Below are 16411 nucleotides of genomic sequence, written 5' to 3' on the forward strand. Positions count from 1 at the left end.
CATGATCCCGATGTGGGATGCTTACGGAATGTAGTTATCCAATTACTGATCGTTTACACACCCGAGTGGCCGGTCAATCGTTCTTGGCGATTTCCACGACTTCCCTGACGTCGCCGCGCACACGCAGAGCGACCGACCCTGTACGGCATGCCTTGACAGACCGGCAGTCCGCTTTACACTCGCACATATGAATACCCGTTCACATGAAGTGCCGGCCTCCGCCGACGACGCCGAGCGCGATCCCCACCGCGGACATGGGCACGGGCACGGGCACGGCATCGGCGCCGAGGCGGACCGCCGGCTCCTGAGCGGCGCCCTGATTCTGATCGTCGGCTTCATGGCCGTCGAAGTGGTGATCGGCGTCATCGCACGGTCGCTCGCGCTCGTCACCGACGCGGGCCACATGCTCACCGACGCCGTCGCCATCGTCTTCGCACTCATCGCGATGCGGATCGCGGCCAGGCCGCCCCGCGGCGGCTTCACGTACGGCCTGAAGCGCGCAGAGATCATCTCCGCCCAGGTGAACGGCATCACGCTGCTCCTGCTGGCGGCGTATTTCGTGTTCGAGGGCGTCAGGCGGCTCATCGTGCCGCCCGAGGTCGAGGGGGCTTACGTGGTGGCGACCGGCCTGGCCGGCATCGTCGTCAACCTGGCGGCAACCTGGCTGCTCAACCGGGCTGACCGGAGCAGCCTCAACGTCGAAGGCGCCTTCCAGCACATCCTCAACGACCTCTACGCGTTCATCGCGACGACCGTCGCCGGAGCGGTGGTGTGGCTGACCGGCTGGGGCAGAGCGGACGCCGTCGCGGCGCTCGTGGTCGCCGCGCTGATGCTGAAGGCGGGCTGGGCCCTGGTGCGCGACTCGGGCCGGATCTTCATGGAGGCGGCCCCCGCCGGGCTTAACCCCGCCGAGATCGGCCGCAGGACCGCCGCCCTCGACCATGTCGCCGAGGTCCACGACCTTCACGTCTGGGAGGTGACCTCGGGATATGCCGCGATGTCGGCGCACATCCTGGTCGCGCCCGGCTCCGACTGTCACACCGTACGGCAGGCCGCGGAGAAGCTGATGCACGACGAGTACGGGATCGGCCACACCACGTTGCAGGTCGATCACGCCGCTCCCCCGGTGATCGAGCTCGGCCGTGCGAGAGCCGGCCATTGCGCCGACCCGCACGGGCCCGTCCATCTGCCCGCCGGGGAGGACGACGCGCCCGAGGAGACTGGCGCGACCTCACGCCGTTAGAACCCTCAAACAACAGGCTCTTGGATTGCGGCGATCACGGTCGGGTGATCAGTACATGACAAGACCGGCGGACACGTTGATGTCCTCTCCGGTGATGGAGGCGGCCGCGTCGCCGGCGAGGAAGATGATGGTCCCGGCCACGTCGGCGGCCTGGACCAGGCGGCCCAGCGCCGAGCCCGAGACCGCCTCCCGGAGGAACTCTTCGGAGGTGACGCCACGAGTCGCGGCCATCGTCTCGATCACCCGCCGGAAACGATCGCTGTCGACGGCGCCGGGGGACACCAGGTTCACCCGGACCCCGTAGGGGCCCGCTTCCAGCGCCAGCGTGCGCGTCAACCCGATCAGGCCCGTTTTGCTCGCCGCATAGGCGGCGCGTCCGGCGTTGGGGCGTTTGCCGGTCGCGGAACCGACGGTGACGATGCTGCCCGAGCGCTGTTCGATCATGGTCGGCAGGACCGCGCGGCAGCACAGGAAGGTGCCGGTCAGGTTGGTGTCGATCGTCTCCCGCCACTCGGCCTGGGAATACTCCCACAGCGGGGTGGTCGGGCCGGGGATCCCAGTGTTGTTGACCAGCACGTCGATGCGGCCGAACCGCTCAATCGTCGTCGCGGCGAGAGCCGCCACCGCCTGCTCGTCGGTGTTGTCGCAGGCGACAGGCACGACCGACTCCCCCGTGGGGTCGATCGACTTCGCAGTGGCGGTAAGGGTCTGGAGGTCCCGGCCGCTGATCACCACTTGCGCCCCTGTCGCGTGGAACGCCTCCGCGATGTCACGGCCCAGACCGCGCGCGCCGCCGGTGATGATCGCAATCTTGCCCGCGAGCGGGACCGTGTTCATGGGGTTGTTCAGCATGGCACTCGATGGTAACCACCCAGGTCAGGGCTTCTATGAGCGCCTGCCTGTGCAAGCTGCCGCAAAGCCCACTGGTCGACCGGCCATGTCCGGCCCATCCGTGGCCGGCGTTTGACCTGGCCCCACCGGAGCTCGCGGGCGGGTCGGGACCTTCGACACTGTCGCCTCCTCGCGAGGCGTTCACATGATGGAAGGAGGAGCTACCGAAGGAGGAGATCCCGGTGACCACCGCACGAGAGATCATGCATCCTGGGGTCGAATGCGTCGGCGAGCACCAGACACTCGTGTTCGCGGCGCGGATGATGCGCGACATGAACGTCGGAGCGCTGCCCATCTGCGGCGACGACGACCGGCTGCACGGCATCCTCACCGACCGCGACATAGTGACCAAGTGTGTGGCGGAGGGGTGCGACCCCGCGAAGACGACGGCTGGGGAGCTCGCGCAGGGCAAGCCGGTCACGATCACCGCGGACGCCGACGCCTCTCAGGTGCTGCAGGCGATGGAGGCGAACCGGATCCGCCGGCTTCCGGTGATCGAGAACCGCCGGCTCATCGGCCTCATCAGCGAGGCCGACCTGGCCCGCCACCTCCCCGACGAGGAGGTCGGCCATTTCGTCGAATCTGTGTGCACGGCCCCGTGAGCACGCCCACCGTGACCCGTCGCGGTAGCGTCCCGATCCGTGGAGACGATGCGCAGGGTCTCGGTGGTGGGCAACTCGGGTTCGGGTAAGACGACGCTCGCACGCCGCCTGGCCGTACGGCTCGGCGCCCCGCACCTGGAACTGGACGCGGTGTACCACCAGCCGGAATGGAAGCCGCTGGCGGACGGCGAGTTCCGCCGCAGGGTGGCCGAGGTGATCGCCCAGGACACGTGGGTCGTCGACGGCAACTACACGGCGGTGCGCGATCTGGTGTGGGCCAGGGCCGACACGGTGGTCTGGCTCGACCCGCCGCGCGCCGTCGTCATGTGGCAGGTCGTCACCCGTACGGTCAGGCGGGTCGCCATGCGCGCCGAGTTGTGGAACGGCAACCGGGAGCGCTGGCGCAACCTGACCACGCTGGATCCGCACGAGTCCGTGGTCATGTGGGCGTGGACGAACCACCGCAGGTACCGGGAGAGGTACGAGCGCGCGGCGGCCTCGTCCGAGCACCCCCACCTGCGGTTCGTCCGCGTGCGCTCGCGGGGCGACGCCCGGCGGCTGTTGCGGTGATCCGGCCGGCTCAGCCGGTCTGCGCCGCCTGGAGCCCCGAGTAGAGGCCACCGCTCCTGACCAGTTGGTCGTGGGAGCCGATCTCGGCGATCCTGCCGTCCGCCATGACGACGATGCGGTCGGCCCCGCGGATGGTGGACAGGCGGTGGGCCACGACGAAGACGGTACGGCCCGCCACCAGCCGACCGAGCGCCTCCTGCACCAGGGCCTCCGACCGGGAGTCCAGCGCGGAGGTGGCCTCGTCGAGGATCAGCACGCGGGGGTCGCGGATGAGCGCGCGGGCGATGGCCAGGCGCTGCTTCTGCCCGCCGGACAGGCGTGCCCCGCGCTCACCGACGACCGTGTCGAGCCCGGCGGGCAGCCGGTCGATGAACTCCATGGCGTTGGCGTCGCGCAGCGCCTGCCGGACGGTCTCGTCGGGCACGTCCCGCATGCCGTAGGTGACGTTCTCCTTGATGCTGCCTTCGAACAGGATCGACTCCTGCGGGACGACCGAGACGAACCTGCGGTAGGTGCGCAGGTCGAGCGTCTCCATGTCGCGGCCGTCGAGGAGGATCGTGCCCGAAGTGGGGCGCAGGAAGCCGATGACGAGGTTGAGCACGGTGGACTTGCCCGCGCCTGAGGCGCCCACGAGCGCGAGGGTCTCGCCGGGGGTCACGGTGAGGTCGAGGCCGTCGACGGCCCTGCGGCCCGGCTCGTATTCATAGGTGACGTCGCGGAACTCGAAGCGCCCGGTGACCGCGGCGACCTCGTCCTTGCCGGCGTTCTGCTCCAGGTCGGGGGCCTGGAGGACCTCGCCGATCGACCGGACGGCCTCCAGGCCCTTGCCGATCACGGGGGTGAGGCTCATCAGCGTGGTGACCGACGCCGTGAGCGTGGCGAAGAACGTGCTGAGCATGACCACGTCGCCGGCGGTGATGGGAAGCACGCCGTAGTAGGCGACCAGCGCCGACCCGGCGAGGAAGCCGACCCCGAGCATGTTGAGGATGATCCAGGCGAGCGAGCCGAACCTGCCGTTCACCAGGTCGAGCCGCAGGCCGCTGCGCAGCACCTTCGACAGGGTGTGGTCGACGCGGTGCAGGGCGTCCTGCTCCAGGCCGTGCGCCCGGGTGATCGGGATGAGCGTGGTCATCTCGCTCACTCGGGAGGACAGGCGCTCGACCTCCTGGCGGAAGCTCTCGTTGTCCGAACGCATCCGGTCGCGCATCCGCATCACGAGGAACGACGCCGCCGGAACGACGAGGAGGAAGACGGGCAGGGCGAGCGGCACCTTGACCGCGATCACGCCGAGCCCGCCGATCAGCATGGCCAGCGCGCTCAGCCCGCCGTCGCTGGCCTGCTGGGCCATCTGCTCGACGCCTTCGACGTCGCGGATGACCTTGGTCTGCAGCACCCCGGCGCTGACCCGGGAGTGGTAGCCGATGGACAGGTCCTGCATGCGGCGGCACAACGCCGAGCGCACCCGGGTGCCCATCCTCCGGATGGCGCCGTGCATGTTGCGGACGTAGAGCAGGTGCCCGGGATAGTTGAGCATGAGCAGCAGGAGCAACACGGCGGTGTTGATCCACAGTTCGGCGACCGGCTTGCGCGCGACCAGCACGTCGATGACGTTGGCGGTGATGAGCGGCAGCGTCCAGGTGGGGCTGTGCTTCACCATGAAGGCGCCGACGGCGACGGCGATGCCACGCCGGTCTTCCCGGAACAGATAGGCGAGCGTCCGGACCGGATGCTCCCCGCGGTAACGATGATCCAGCGCCGTCATGTTCACCCCTATAGATCGCCGGGGTGATCCTGACATCGCCGTGTTAACGGCATATTTCGCGCGCCGCAACGGGCACTCGCAACCGGACGGGAATCTTGCGAGTGCGAATTTCAGATTATCCTGGTAGGGATTAAAGACTTGATGGTGCGGAATGAACCCGCTCCGGCCGGCGATTGCACCGAATATCTGACCCCTTCGGAAGGTGGCGTCATGACCGCTCCCGCGAAACCGCTCTACGCGTCTCCGGTGGACATCGCGACCTACGGCCCGTACGGCCCGGGCCGCATCGACAGCTCCTCCGGATGGAACCGCCCGCGTTATCCCTTCCAGGACCGCATCACCGCCGACGGGTCGAGCGGCCACCCGGCCGAGCCCGGGCGGTACCACCTCTACGTCGGCTGGTTCTGCCCGTGGGCGCAGCGCACGGCGATCGTGCGCTCGCTCAAGGGCCTGGACGACGTCGTCTCCCTCTCCTACGTCGACGACGAGCGCGACGCCCGCGGCTGGGCGTTCCGCGAGCGCCGGGGCGCGGACCCGGTGAACGGCTTCCTGTTCCTGCAGCAGGCCTACGACGCGACCGAGCCCGGTTACCCCGGCCACCTGTCGGTGCCCGTGCTCTGGGACCGGGTGACCGGCCGGATCGTCAGCAACAACTTCCCCGACATCACCATCGACCTGGGCACGCAGTTCGAGCAGTGGGGCGACCCGGACGTCCGGCTCTACCCGGAGGAATTGCGGCCGCGGATCGACGAGCTCAACGACGTGATCTACCGGAAGGTCAACAACGGCACCTACCGGGTGGCCGGCGCGACCACGCAGGAGGATTACGAGACCCTGCGGCACGAGTTCATCGCGACGCTCGACGAGCTCGAGGCCCGGCTGGCCGACCGCAGATTCCTGTTCGGCCACCACATCACCGAATCCGACGTGCGGCTGTGGGTCACCCTCGCCCGGTTCGACCTCGGGTACAACCCGCTCGGCAAGATCAGCGAGCGGCAGCTGACCGCGTTCCCGAACCTGTGGGGCTACGCTCGCGACCTCTACCAGCACTCCGCGTTCCGCGACACCACCGACTTCGGCTCCTTCCACTTCAAGGGCGCCTCGTTCCTCAACGACGGCCCCGTCCGCATCGAGGTGGAGCCGCGCGAGGCCGACTGGGAGGCCCCGCACGGCCGCGAGAAGCTCGGCGCGTGAGGAGACGCACGCGATGACGACCTGGGCGGCGGTCGCGCCCAGGTCGCGGTGACTGCGGCCGGACCGTGCGGCCTCAGGCGGCCTTCGCGACGGGTTCGGCGCCGGCTTGCGACGGGCGCGGCTTGTAGGAGACCCACAACGCCCCGCCGTACATGGCGATGCCGAGCAGCACCATGAAGACGACGACGGGCCAGCCGTACGGGTCGGGGACGTGGAGGGCGAGAAACCAGCTCTTCTCCGTCGAGCCGTTGGCCTTCATGACGCCGGCGACGATGCCCTGCGGGAACAGCGGGATCGCCCCCAAGGACCATCCGATGGTCGCGATGATCTGGTCGCGCTTCGGCAGGTCGTCGAACTTCTTCCACCGGCCCGACTGCGACTGCGGCCGTTTGCCCGTGCGCATCGTCTGCAGCAGTTCGGGGCCGTGGGACCGCAGCCTGCTCTCGGCGAGCGCGCCGAACCCCCACACGCACAGCGCCCCGGTCACGAGCCCCACCACGACCCCAGGCCAGCCGTACGAGGAGGCGACCAGTCCCGCGGGCACGCCGGTGAGCCCGCCCAGTGCAAGGACGGCGTAGGCGAGGCCGGTCAGCGAGCCGTCGTCCTCGGCGGAGCGCAGCGGGTTGCCGCCGCGCCGGTGCGGGTCGATGCTCGGCACGAGCGCGTAGACCGAGATCAGCGGCACGATGCCTGCCCCGCCGCCGAGCAGGGCGGCCGTCAGGGCGAGGGGCACCGGCCACGGGCCGCCCGTGATCAGAGCGCCCGCGATCGTCAGGGCCAGGCCCACCGGGCCCACGGTCAGCAGCCACGCCCACTGCCTGCCCCGGACGTCGGCGCCCCTCGGCGTCATCAGGGTGAGCCACAGGACGGTGCCGTCGGTGCCGTACAGGTTGGACGACATCGCCGCCGCCATGAGGATGAAGATCGCGCCCGTGTACGGCAGCATGATGTCCACACCCATGAAGAGCGGCGACGCGGTGAAGAAGACCGCATAGGCCAGCGCGAACGTCAGCTGGTGGGTGCGCACCAGGTCGCGGGTCCAGGTCCGCAGTTCCTTGGCCACGACGGCGCCCTGCGCCGACGCGGCCCGCATCGGCCGCCTGCCGCGGACGGACGGCCGTGCCGCGGACGCGCGCCGGGTGAGCAGCACCGCCCATACGGCGAGGAGCACCACGATGAGAACGCCCATCGCGGCCAGCGCCGCCGCCGCACGCGGCCACTGCCCCTCCGCGGCCGCCTCCACGGCCACCAGGCCCCAGCCGGACGGCAGGTACCTCAGGACGGCGGACGCCGTGGGCGGGATCCCGCCCGCCTGCTGGAACGCCACGAAGAAGACCCAGCCCTGACCGAGCGCGGCGAGGATCACGCCGTTGCTGAGCCCCGCGACGATCGCACCGATCCGCGACCGCAACGCCAGCCCGAGCACGGCGATCGCGACGCGCGACAGCAAGACGAAGATCACCAGGGTGAGGAGCATGGCGGGGAGCGCGACCACCGGAGCCGCCGAGCCGAGGCGTACGCCGAAGATCATGAGGGCGACCAGGGCGACGAGGCTGACGGCCGGGGCGGGCCCGACGAAGGACGCGGTGAGCAGCCCGGTCGCCAGGCGGCGGGGCCGGAGCCCGACGAGGGTGAAGTATTCGGGGCGCAGGGTCTCGTCACCGCCCCCGGCGAACACCGGCCCGAAGATCCAGCCGAGCATCCAGACCGCGTACGCGGTGGCCAGCAGGTCGCCGGTGTGCCACCCCGCGACGGTGCCCCCGTCCAGGTCGCCGACGAACGCGAGGGCGATGGTGCCGCCCGCGAACACGAGCCCGAGCACGACTCCACCGACGATGAGGCCGGCCTTCTGGCTGTTCATCGAGTTGCGCAGGACGGCCACCTTCATGGCCACCATGTTCAGCGCGACAGCCACGACAGCTCCTTCGCGCCCGAGCCGGAGGCGCCGACGAGCTCGACGAATCTGTCCTCGAGCGAGCCCGCGCCCCGGACCTCGTCCAGCGTGCCGGCGGCGGCCACCCGGCCCTCGTCGATGACCGCGACGTGGTCGCAGAGCTGTTCGACGAGCGCCATGACATGGCTGGACAGCACGACCGAACCCCCGCCGGCGACGAAGCCGCGGAGGATGCCCTTGATCGTCGACGCCGACACGGGATCGACGGCCTCGAAGGGCTCGTCGAGCACCAGCAGCCGCGGCGCGTGCAGCAGCGCGGTCGCCAGGCCGATCTTCTTGCGCATCCCGGTGGAGTATTCGATCACCAGGGTCTTCTCCGCCGGGTCGAGCTCGAGGACCGACAGCAGCTCGCCTGCCCGCTCCGCCACCACGTCCCTCGACAGGCCGCGCAACAGGCCGAGGTAGGTGAGCACCTCGCGGCCCGTCAGCCGCTCCGGCATGGCGAGGCCGTCGGGAAGCACGCCGACGAGGGCCTTGGCCTCGTCGGGGGCGGACCAGACGTCCGCCCCGAAGATGCGGGCGCTGCCGTCGTCGGGACGGAGCAGTCCGACGGCCATGGCGAGGGTGGTGGTCTTCCCGGCGCCGTTCTGGCCGACCAGGCCGTAGAAGGAGCCTTGCGGGATGGTCAGGTCGACGTGGTCGACCGCCACCTTCTCACCGAAGGCCTTGTACAGGCCGTTGATCTCGAGCGCTGCGGTCATGACGATCTCTCGGTCGCGGGGGGTGGGCCGGTTCGCGTGCGAGGTCCGCGGTGGGAACCGAGACGATTCGATCATCCCTACCGGCGGCACGTCGAGCGAAGCGATCAAATCGTCACCCGTCGTAGCCGCGACAGGCCCCGGCCGCCCGCGAGGGGCGCGCCGGAGCCCGGCCGCGTCACGCCTGGTAGATCTCGAACTCCGACAGCTGGCCTGCGGGCCAGCCGGTATTGCCGGTGATGTTCACGCGGACGTAGCGCGCCGAGGTCGGGGTGAAGGTGATGGTCACCGCGTTGCCGGACGCGGGGTTGAAGGTCTGGCCCGACGGCCCGGCGAGCGTGGCGAACGACGACCCGTTCACGCTGCCCTGGACGGACAGCGTCTGCGTGCGCGTCTGCCACGCCGCCTGCGGCGGCAGCTTCAGCACGACCCTCCCGACCGTCGTGGCGCCGCCGAGGTCGACCTGCACCCACTGCGGGAAGGCGTTGTTCGGGCTCTCCCAGTAGCTGTTCGGGTCGCCGTCGACCACGTTGCCCGAGCCGTAGGTCTGCGTGTGGCCGCTCTCCTGGGTCGCCTTGCCGCGGGCCAGGTTCGTGTTCGGGGCGGCGTCGGTGGTGACGTCGACGGTGTTGGAGGCGGCCGAGGTGTTGCCCGCCGCGTCCTGCGCGGTGACGGTGAAGCTGTAGGCCGTGGCCGCGCTCAGCCCGGTCACGGTCGCCGACGTGCCGGTGACGGCGGCGACGACCGTACCGCCCCTGCGCACCTGGTAGCCGGTCACGCCCTTGTCGTCGGACGAGGCCGACCAGGACAGCGAGACGCTGGTTGCCGTCTTGCCCGTCACGGTGAGGTTGCCGGGAGCCGTGGGCGCCTGGGTGTCGGTGTCCTGGCCGGCGGTGCCGTACACCTCGAGCTCGGACAGCTGTGCGGCGGGCCAGCCGGTGTTGGCGGTGATGTTCACGCGGACGTAACGCGCGGACGTCTGGGCGAAGGTGATGGTCACCGCGTTGCCCGTCGCGGGGTTGAAGGTGTAGCCCGACGGGCCGGCGAGCGTGGCGTACGACGACCCGTTCGTGCTGCCCTGCACCGAGAGCGTCTGCGTGCGCGTCTGCCACGCCGCCTGCGGCGGCAGCTTCAGCACGACCCGGCCGATCGCCGCGGCCGACCCGAGGTCGACCTGCACCCACTGCGGGAAGGCGTTGTTCGGGCTCTCCCAGTAGCTGTTCGGGTCGCCGTCGACGACGTTGGGCGAGGCGAAGTTCTGGTTGTGGCTGCTCTCCTGCGTCGCCTTGCCCCGCGCCAGGTTGGTGTCCCCGCCTCCTCCGTTCCCGGCGACGGGAGGCGTCGGCCGTACGGACGTCAGCGCGATCTGACCTTTCAGCATCCTGCCGCCGTCTGCGGTGAGCCTGAGGTAGTAGTCCGAGGAGCAGACCGTGCCGTCCTCGTCGAGACCCAGGAATCCGGAGTCGACCGGGATCATCGACTGGTTCTCCGCCGTCTTGGCGATCTGGTTGCCCTCGTTGAACTCGTCGAACATCGAGATGTAGATGCCCTGGGCGCCCACCCTGACCATGTTGTAGAACTGGCGCCACATGAAGTCGCCGTGCGCGCGATGCCGCGCGGTCACCTCTCCCGGCATTACGCAGGGCTGGTAGTCGATGCCGCGAGCGTTGCAGTACGCCTGGTCGGGCACGTTGAGGTCGTTGTAGAACCGGTCGGAGTCCGCCGCCGTGCTGATCCGTCCCACCATCCACGGAGAGAGCATGTTGTAGGCGTTGAACACCTCGATGAAGCCGGGCCGGCAGTCGTTGATCCCGGTTCGCCAGTAGGTCGGCACCCCGCCCATCACGTAGCAGCCCTGGCTCTTGAACCAGTTGACCACGTCGAGGCAGGCGGCCGCGTCCGACGGGTGCTTGGCCTCGTTGAACCCGAAGCCCCAGATGCCGACGACGGGCTTGCCGTTCTGCCTGGCGTACGCGGAGGAGGCCACCATGGCCGACATCTTGTTCGTCCAGTCGGCCTTGATCTCGGGCTGGAAGTTCGTCCAGCCGGACACGTCGTACATGACGTAGAACTTGCGGCCGTTCGCCTCGGCCGCGCTGCGGACCTTGACCGCCATCGCGTCGCGAGTCGGCCCCTCGGCGCCGTTCGGGTTGAACCGCTGGAGCGCGGCGGTGTCGCAGTTGTTCTCCCGCATCCACCGGAAGTGCGTGTCGACGGTCTGCTGGTCGTACGACGAGAACAACATCGCCGGCTGCCCGTTGCCGAGGTTGCCGTAGGCGGTCGGGTAGCTCCGGGTGAACTCCCGCATGTCGGGCCACGCGACGATGGTGGTGTTGTTCCGCGAGGGCGGCTGGGACCCGTTCTGGCTCCAGTGCCACCAGGTGTTGATGGGGGCGCCGTCACCCGGGCAGGCGAACCAGCCCTGGTAGCCGACGGTGATCTTGCCGACGACGTCGCCGACGGGACTGGCGGCGCTCGCCGCGCTGGTCATTGCGGAGATGAGCTCGGTTCCCGACACCGCGGCGAGAGCGGTTCCCGGCACCACCGAGGTGATGAACGTCCGACGGGAGACTGCCACGTGCTTTCCTTTCGTCCGGGACGGCGGTCGTGCCTTCCTCCTCATCAGGCCGTCCGGGGACGCTCCGGGGGTCTCATGTCGGCGGGCCGGCACGCTGCGGCGCGTCTCCCCCCGGCTTGACGGGCCGCGTGCGTGCATCCTGACAGGCGTTGATACGGGAACGCAATACTCGGAAACATCCGTGAAATAGCACGACAATGATCCCGCAAGTCGTTGCAGGCGTTGCGGAAAACGATCGTTCCATCGAGCGCAAGCCATCCTTGGTCGCGCTCCAGATGACACTTATTTGTGTTATTTCAGTCTTGTCAGTTATAGTTGGGGCATGACCACCGCGGAAGAGCTCGCCTTCACCGATCGCATGGCCAACTTCTACGCACGGGAGTACGGCTTCCCGCCCGTGGCGGGCCGCGTGCTGGGATACCTGCTCGTCTGCCGTCCGCCCCAGCAGACCATCGCCGAGATCAGCGAGGCCCTGCTCGCGAGCCGCAGCGCGATCACGGGGGCGGTCGCCCTCCTGTCGAGCCACAACGTCGTACGCCGGTCCCGTTCGGCGGGGCAGCGCGTCGACCACGTCACCCTCGACCCCAGGGCGCTCGACCCCGCGGGGTTCGCGGGCGAGACCTACAAGGAGCAGGCGGCGCTCGCGCGAGAGGCGCTCGACCTGCTCGGCGAAGGCCCCTCCGAGCGGCGCTCGATGCTCGAGGAGGCCGCCGCGTTCTACGACTTCATGGCCGAGCGCATGCCCGCTCTGCTCACCGAATGGCACACCCGGCGCGACGTCCTGAGGCGCCGGCGCTGATTCCCCCCACTCGGGCCGACACGAAAGGCCGGACACCATGTCTCGTCACCTCACGATTCCGACGGCCGACACCCGACTCGACGCGGTCGACACCCCCGGAGAAGCTCGCCCACTGGTCTTCCTCAACGGAGGCTTCGCGACGCAGCGGCACTGGGGCTCCGTCCTGCGCCGCCTCGGCGGCACGCACCGCACGGTCACGTTCGACGCCCGCGCTCGCGGGAAGTCGGGCACCTCGGCCGACTACTCCGTCCGCGGCGCCGTCGGCGACATCGGCCGCGTGATCGAGGCGACCGGCGTCGAGCGGCCCATCCTGGTCGGCTGGTCCCACGGCGCGACCATCGCGGTGCGCTACGCGGCCGAGCACCCCGACCAGGTCGCCGGCCTCGTGCTCGTCGACGGCGCCTACCCTGTCGCCATGTTCGACGAGGCCGGCAAGGAGGCCGTACGCAGGCAGTTCCGCCGGCTGGGCCCCCTCATGCGGGTCGTGGCGGCTTTCGGCCTCTCTGCCCGGATGGCGCCCGCAGAGGCGGCGGAGGTCGTCATCGAACTGGACGCCGTGAACGGCGAACTCCTGGCCGATTTCGAGGCCCTGGAGTGCCCCGCCGTCTACGTGGCCGGCACCGGGCCGCACTCGGGCGCCACCGAACAGGACATGTCCACGTTGCGCTCCGCCGCCGCCAAGGCCACGGCGGCCAACGAGCGGGTGTCGGTGTTCGCGACGTCGCCCGTCAACCACGTGCGGATCCTGAGCAAGGACCCCGGCTCCGTCGTCGCCGCGATCGAGGAGGTCGCCCGCCGCGCCTCCTGAGCACCGGGGTGGATAGCCTGAGCCGATGGCGACAGTCGATGTGCTGACCGAGGGCTACGTGGGAGACCGGGTGGCCGGGACGGTGACCCTGATCAGGGACGGATCGATGATCGCCGTCGTGGATCCCGGCATGGTGGCCTCCCGGCGGCTCATCCTCGACCCGCTCGGGGCGCTCGGCCTCGACCCCGCGGACGTGACCGACGTCGTGTTCTCCCACCACCATCCCGACCACACGCTCAACGCGGCGCTGTTCCCCGAGGCGCGGTTCCACGACCATTGGGCCATCTACAAGGACGACGTGTGGGAGGACAGGGACGCCGACGGTTTCGCATTGTCGGTGTCGGTGCGGCTGATGCGTACGCCCGGGCCACACCCCCGAGGACATCACCACCCTGGTGGAGACAGCCGGCGGCCTGGTCGCGCTGACCCATCTGTGGTGGAACGCCGACGGCCCGATCGACGATCCGCTGGCCGTGGACGGCGACCTGCTCCTCGCCTCCCGCGAGCGCCTTCTCGCACTCTCGCCCGCGCTGATCATCCCAGGTCACGGGGCGCCGTTCCGTGTCCAGTGACGGCGGTTCGTCATGAGTCGCCAGGCATGGCATGGTAGATCCTCATTTGACGGAAATGGGGAGGCGATGTGACGTCAGCAGCGGAGGGCATGGGCGACCGCCGTCTGGAGGCTGAGGGCGAGCTGAGCATGGCGCGCCTGGCCTTCGACGACGGCGACCGGCGGCACGCGGCCGAGCACATCGCCAACGCCCTGGTCTGCGATCCCACGCTCCCGGACGCGCACGAACTGCTGTCGGCGCTCACCGCGGGCGCCGACGACCGCCTCGACCTGTTCCCCGTCGAGCAGCCCGCCTTCCTCGGCTCCGTCGTCGCACGCGCGCACGTGCTCGCCGCCGACGGGGACTACGCCGAGGCGCTCGCACTGCTCGTCTCCGCCCAGTGCCACCAGTTGTCCGGCCGGTGGGCGGACGTGCCGTGGGTGCTCGACCCCGCGCTGGCCGGGCGGGTGGCGCCCGACGACCTGCGCACCCTCGGGATGCGGCTCCTCCAGGCGCTCCCCGACGTCGTCCCCCAGGACGTACGGCCGGCCGTCCAGCCCTATCTGGCGCTGGTACGCACCGCGTCGTCCGTGCACCCCCGTCACTCCGGGGTGCTGTGGGTGACGTCGGTGCTCGCCCGCCGCATGGAGCGGTGGGACGAGGCGCTCTCGATGGCGTTGCGCGCGGAGAAGGCCGCCCCCTCGCTCCAGTCGGCCGTCGCGGTCGCCTACGCCTACCGCAGCCTGAAGCGGTGGGACGACGCAGAACGCGCCTTCCAGCGCGCCCTCGAGCACGACCCCGGCAACGCGGCCGTGGAGACCGACATCGCCGAGCTGCTGGACCGGAGCGGGCGTGCGGCCGACGGCCTCGCCTGGGTGGAGCGCGTCCTGGAACGCGACCCGTTCCAGGAGAACGCCTTCCCGACCGCATGCGGCATGCGCTTCCGGCGCGACCGGGACGTGCGCCACCTCGTCGCGCTCGGCGACTACCTGCGCGACCATCCCGGCAACGTGCACGCCGACGCCGTGCTGACCGTGTGGTCGCAGAGCACCTACTGGCTCGGTCCCCTGCCGTCCCCGGGCGAGTCGGTCATCAACGTGTTGTCCCAGCTGATGGAGTCGGAGCGTACGCCCCAGCACGGCACGCTCAGCGTGTCGGCACCGGAGCCGCCGAGCGCCCTGATGGCCTTCGCCCGCACGGTCGACGACTTCACGGTGACGATCGAAGACGTGCCCGCGCCCGATCCGCGACTGGCGGTGCCCGAGGTGTTCGAGTCGGGCCCGGTCCGCTCGGTCGGGCGGCGGGTGTGGCGTTACGAGGGAACCGAGGCGCGACCGGCGGTCGAACCCCCGTCGCCCGAGGCGGCGCGCGCCCTCCAGGACATCGCGCAGCAGAGCTGGCCGCACCTGCTCGCCGCCTACGACCACGCGGTGCGCCTGTCCGGGTTGTCCCTCGACGACCTGCTGGCCGTCGCCGTGCACCCGCCCGCGCCTCGCGACGCCGCCGCCTGGCCCGGCTGGATCCGCTCGGTGCAGGCGTGGGCGTGCCTCGGTATCACCCACCACCGCGCCGACGAGCCGTGGATCGGCTCCGAGCGCCGTGCCGTGCTGACCGACCTGGCCTACGGCCCGGAGGACTGGCTCACGGAGGCTGGGCTCCTGGGCCTGATCACCACCGCGTGGGTGTCCCCCGAGACGCGGGCCGACGTCGCGGAACTGGTCGGCTGGCGTTTCATCGCGGCGATGCAGGCCAACAAGACCCGGGCCGTCACCATCCTCGACTCCCTGGCGCTGCTGACCCTGGCGACGCCCGACATGAACCCCGACGTGCGCGCGCTCGCCTCCGACGTCCTGACGCCCCCGTCAACCGGGCAGGCCGCCGACGCCGGAGAGCCCGGCGCTCCCGAGCCCAAGCGCCGCTGGTGGCGCAGGCGGCGCAAGGGCGCCTGACTCAGGCGGGCGCGTACACGCGGTGGACGAACTCGGCGAGCTTCGTGTCGGACAGCTCCTTGGCCAGATCCGCCTCGCTGATCATGCCGACGAGCCGGCGGTGGTCCACGACGGGCAGGCGCTTGATCTGATGCTCGGCCATCAGCGAGAGCGCCTCCTCGATGGGGGCGTCGGCGTCGACCCACACCACGCCTCGGCTCAGCTCACCGGCCTCGCACCGGCCGAGGTCCTTGCCTTCGGCACAGCACTTGATCACGATGTCGCGATCGGTGATCATGCCCTTGAGCCGATCGTCGTCCCCGCAGATCGGCAGCGAGCCGACGTTCAGATCTCGCATCATCTGGGCGGCCTGGAGAAGGTTCTGGTGCTCCCCGATGCATTGGGCACCCTCGTGCATCACGCTTCTGGTGGTCTTGTTCGCGGTGCTCATCGTGTGTGCCTCCTCTCTCCGCCCAAGGCCCTATCCGGGCATTTGAGGCGAAAACCCTGCCGGGAAACCTTTAACCCGGCCCGTGGAAAAGGCGTTGCCACCAGCTGCCCAAATTGGGCATGCTGCCGTCACGTCATCGAGCCGGGAGGAGAGGGTCATGTGCCGCAATGCCGGCCTCACTGGTCACTCCATGCGCATGCGCATGCCCCGGGAGGCTCACTGGTGACACTCGATGCCACCATGTGAGCCGGCTCGGACCATTCGGTCCGGGCCGGCTTTCGTTTGGCGCGAGGGTTCGTCCGGCCTCGGCGGGTGAGGGCGCTGGTGTGCTCGGCGGTTTCATACGCCGCTTCGGGTGGGTTCGATTCCCACACCCGCTACT

14 protein-coding genes, 1 tRNA gene and 1 pseudogene are annotated in these 16411 nt (G+C 70.0%); 10 read left to right on the forward strand and 6 right to left on the reverse strand.

Features of this window, described 5'->3' with window-relative positions:
- Positions 1 to 187 precede the first annotated feature (187 nt).
- On the forward strand, positions 188 to 1243 hold the full coding sequence (locus Pth03_RS33530) for a cation diffusion facilitator family transporter (protein WP_203948469.1): 1056 nt from the start codon (positions 188 to 190) through the stop codon (positions 1241 to 1243).
- Between the two features lie 48 nt (positions 1244 to 1291).
- Here the strand turns inward: Pth03_RS33530 and Pth03_RS33535 are convergent, their stop codons facing one another.
- Positions 1292 to 2095 (reverse strand): SDR family NAD(P)-dependent oxidoreductase, encoded by an 804-nt coding sequence (locus Pth03_RS33535; protein WP_203948470.1) that lies wholly within the window; start codon positions 2093 to 2095, stop codon positions 1292 to 1294.
- 221 nt (positions 2096 to 2316) lie between these two features.
- Between Pth03_RS33535 and Pth03_RS33540 the strand changes: the two genes are divergently transcribed.
- Positions 2317 to 2736: a CBS domain-containing protein gene (locus Pth03_RS33540; protein WP_203948471.1), complete on the forward strand. Its 420-nt coding sequence runs from the start codon at positions 2317 to 2319 to the stop codon at positions 2734 to 2736.
- Between the two features lie 48 nt (positions 2737 to 2784).
- The gene (locus Pth03_RS33545; RefSeq protein WP_239119569.1) at positions 2785 to 3306 is read left to right on the forward strand and encodes an NACHT domain-containing protein; all 522 of its coding nucleotides are present in this window, start codon (positions 2785 to 2787) and stop codon (positions 3304 to 3306) included.
- 10 nt (positions 3307 to 3316) lie between these two features.
- Here Pth03_RS33545 and Pth03_RS33550 read toward each other — a convergent pair whose 3' ends face one another.
- Positions 3317 to 5068, reverse strand: a complete 1752-nt coding sequence (locus Pth03_RS33550; RefSeq protein WP_239119564.1) for an ABC transporter ATP-binding protein — start codon at positions 5066 to 5068, stop codon at positions 3317 to 3319.
- A gap of 210 nt (positions 5069 to 5278) precedes the next feature.
- Between Pth03_RS33550 and Pth03_RS33555 the strand changes: the two genes are divergently transcribed.
- A complete protein-coding gene (locus Pth03_RS33555; RefSeq protein ID WP_203948474.1) occupies positions 5279 to 6262 on the forward strand; it encodes a glutathione S-transferase C-terminal domain-containing protein in 984 nt (327 codons plus the stop codon).
- A 73-nt stretch (positions 6263 to 6335) separates the two neighbouring features.
- On the opposite strand, the gene Pth03_RS33560 is transcribed toward Pth03_RS33555, so the two are convergent.
- The 3 genes from Pth03_RS33560 to Pth03_RS33570 form a co-directional block, all read right to left on the reverse strand.
- Entirely contained in the window at positions 6336 to 8177 is a 1842-nt protein-coding gene (locus Pth03_RS33560; protein ID WP_203948475.1) for a hypothetical protein, read from the reverse strand.
- On the reverse strand, positions 8162 to 8917 hold the full coding sequence (locus tag Pth03_RS33565) for an ABC transporter ATP-binding protein (RefSeq protein WP_203948476.1): 756 nt from the start codon (positions 8915 to 8917) through the stop codon (positions 8162 to 8164). Before Pth03_RS33565 ends, Pth03_RS33560 begins: the two co-directional genes overlap by 16 nt.
- 175 nt (positions 8918 to 9092) lie before the next feature.
- Positions 9093 to 11492 (reverse strand): galactose-binding domain-containing protein, encoded by a 2400-nt coding sequence (locus Pth03_RS33570; protein WP_203948477.1) that lies wholly within the window; start codon positions 11490 to 11492, stop codon positions 9093 to 9095.
- Between the two features lie 322 nt (positions 11493 to 11814).
- Here Pth03_RS33570 and Pth03_RS33575 point away from each other — a divergent pair, with 322 nt between their 5' ends.
- The 5 genes and pseudogenes from Pth03_RS33575 to Pth03_RS33590 all read left to right on the forward strand — a co-directional run bounded on the left by Pth03_RS33575 (position 11815) and on the right by Pth03_RS33590 (position 15599).
- On the forward strand, positions 11815 to 12291 hold the full coding sequence (locus Pth03_RS33575) for a GbsR/MarR family transcriptional regulator (RefSeq protein ID WP_203948478.1): 477 nt from the start codon (positions 11815 to 11817) through the stop codon (positions 12289 to 12291).
- A 37-nt stretch (positions 12292 to 12328) separates the two neighbouring features.
- Complete coding sequence (locus Pth03_RS33580; protein WP_203948479.1) at positions 12329 to 13099, forward strand: alpha/beta fold hydrolase; 771 nt, start codon at positions 12329 to 12331, stop codon at positions 13097 to 13099.
- Between the two features lie 106 nt (positions 13100 to 13205).
- Positions 13206 to 13448, forward strand: a pseudogene (locus tag Pth03_RS42655) (MBL fold metallo-hydrolase); the annotation flags it as partial.
- Between the two features lie 46 nt (positions 13449 to 13494).
- Positions 13495 to 13671, forward strand: a complete 177-nt coding sequence (locus Pth03_RS41785; RefSeq protein WP_239119566.1) for an MBL fold metallo-hydrolase — start codon at positions 13495 to 13497, stop codon at positions 13669 to 13671.
- A 68-nt stretch (positions 13672 to 13739) separates the two neighbouring features.
- The gene (locus Pth03_RS33590) at positions 13740 to 15599 is read left to right on the forward strand and encodes a tetratricopeptide repeat protein (RefSeq protein WP_239119567.1); all 1860 of its coding nucleotides are present in this window, start codon (positions 13740 to 13742) and stop codon (positions 15597 to 15599) included.
- Position 15600: 1 nt separating this feature from the next.
- Here Pth03_RS33590 and Pth03_RS33595 read toward each other — a convergent pair whose 3' ends face one another.
- Entirely contained in the window at positions 15601 to 16029 is a 429-nt protein-coding gene (locus tag Pth03_RS33595) for a CBS domain-containing protein (RefSeq protein ID WP_203948481.1), read from the reverse strand.
- A 307-nt stretch (positions 16030 to 16336) separates the two neighbouring features.
- On the opposite strand from Pth03_RS33595, the gene Pth03_RS33600 reads away from it, so the two are divergent.
- Positions 16337 to 16409: transfer RNA gene (locus Pth03_RS33600), tRNA-Met, on the forward strand.
- Positions 16410 to 16411 lie beyond the last annotated feature (2 nt).

Source organism: Planotetraspora thailandica (assembly GCF_016863335.1).
GTDB classification, from domain to species: domain Bacteria; phylum Actinomycetota; class Actinomycetes; order Streptosporangiales; family Streptosporangiaceae; genus Planotetraspora; species Planotetraspora thailandica.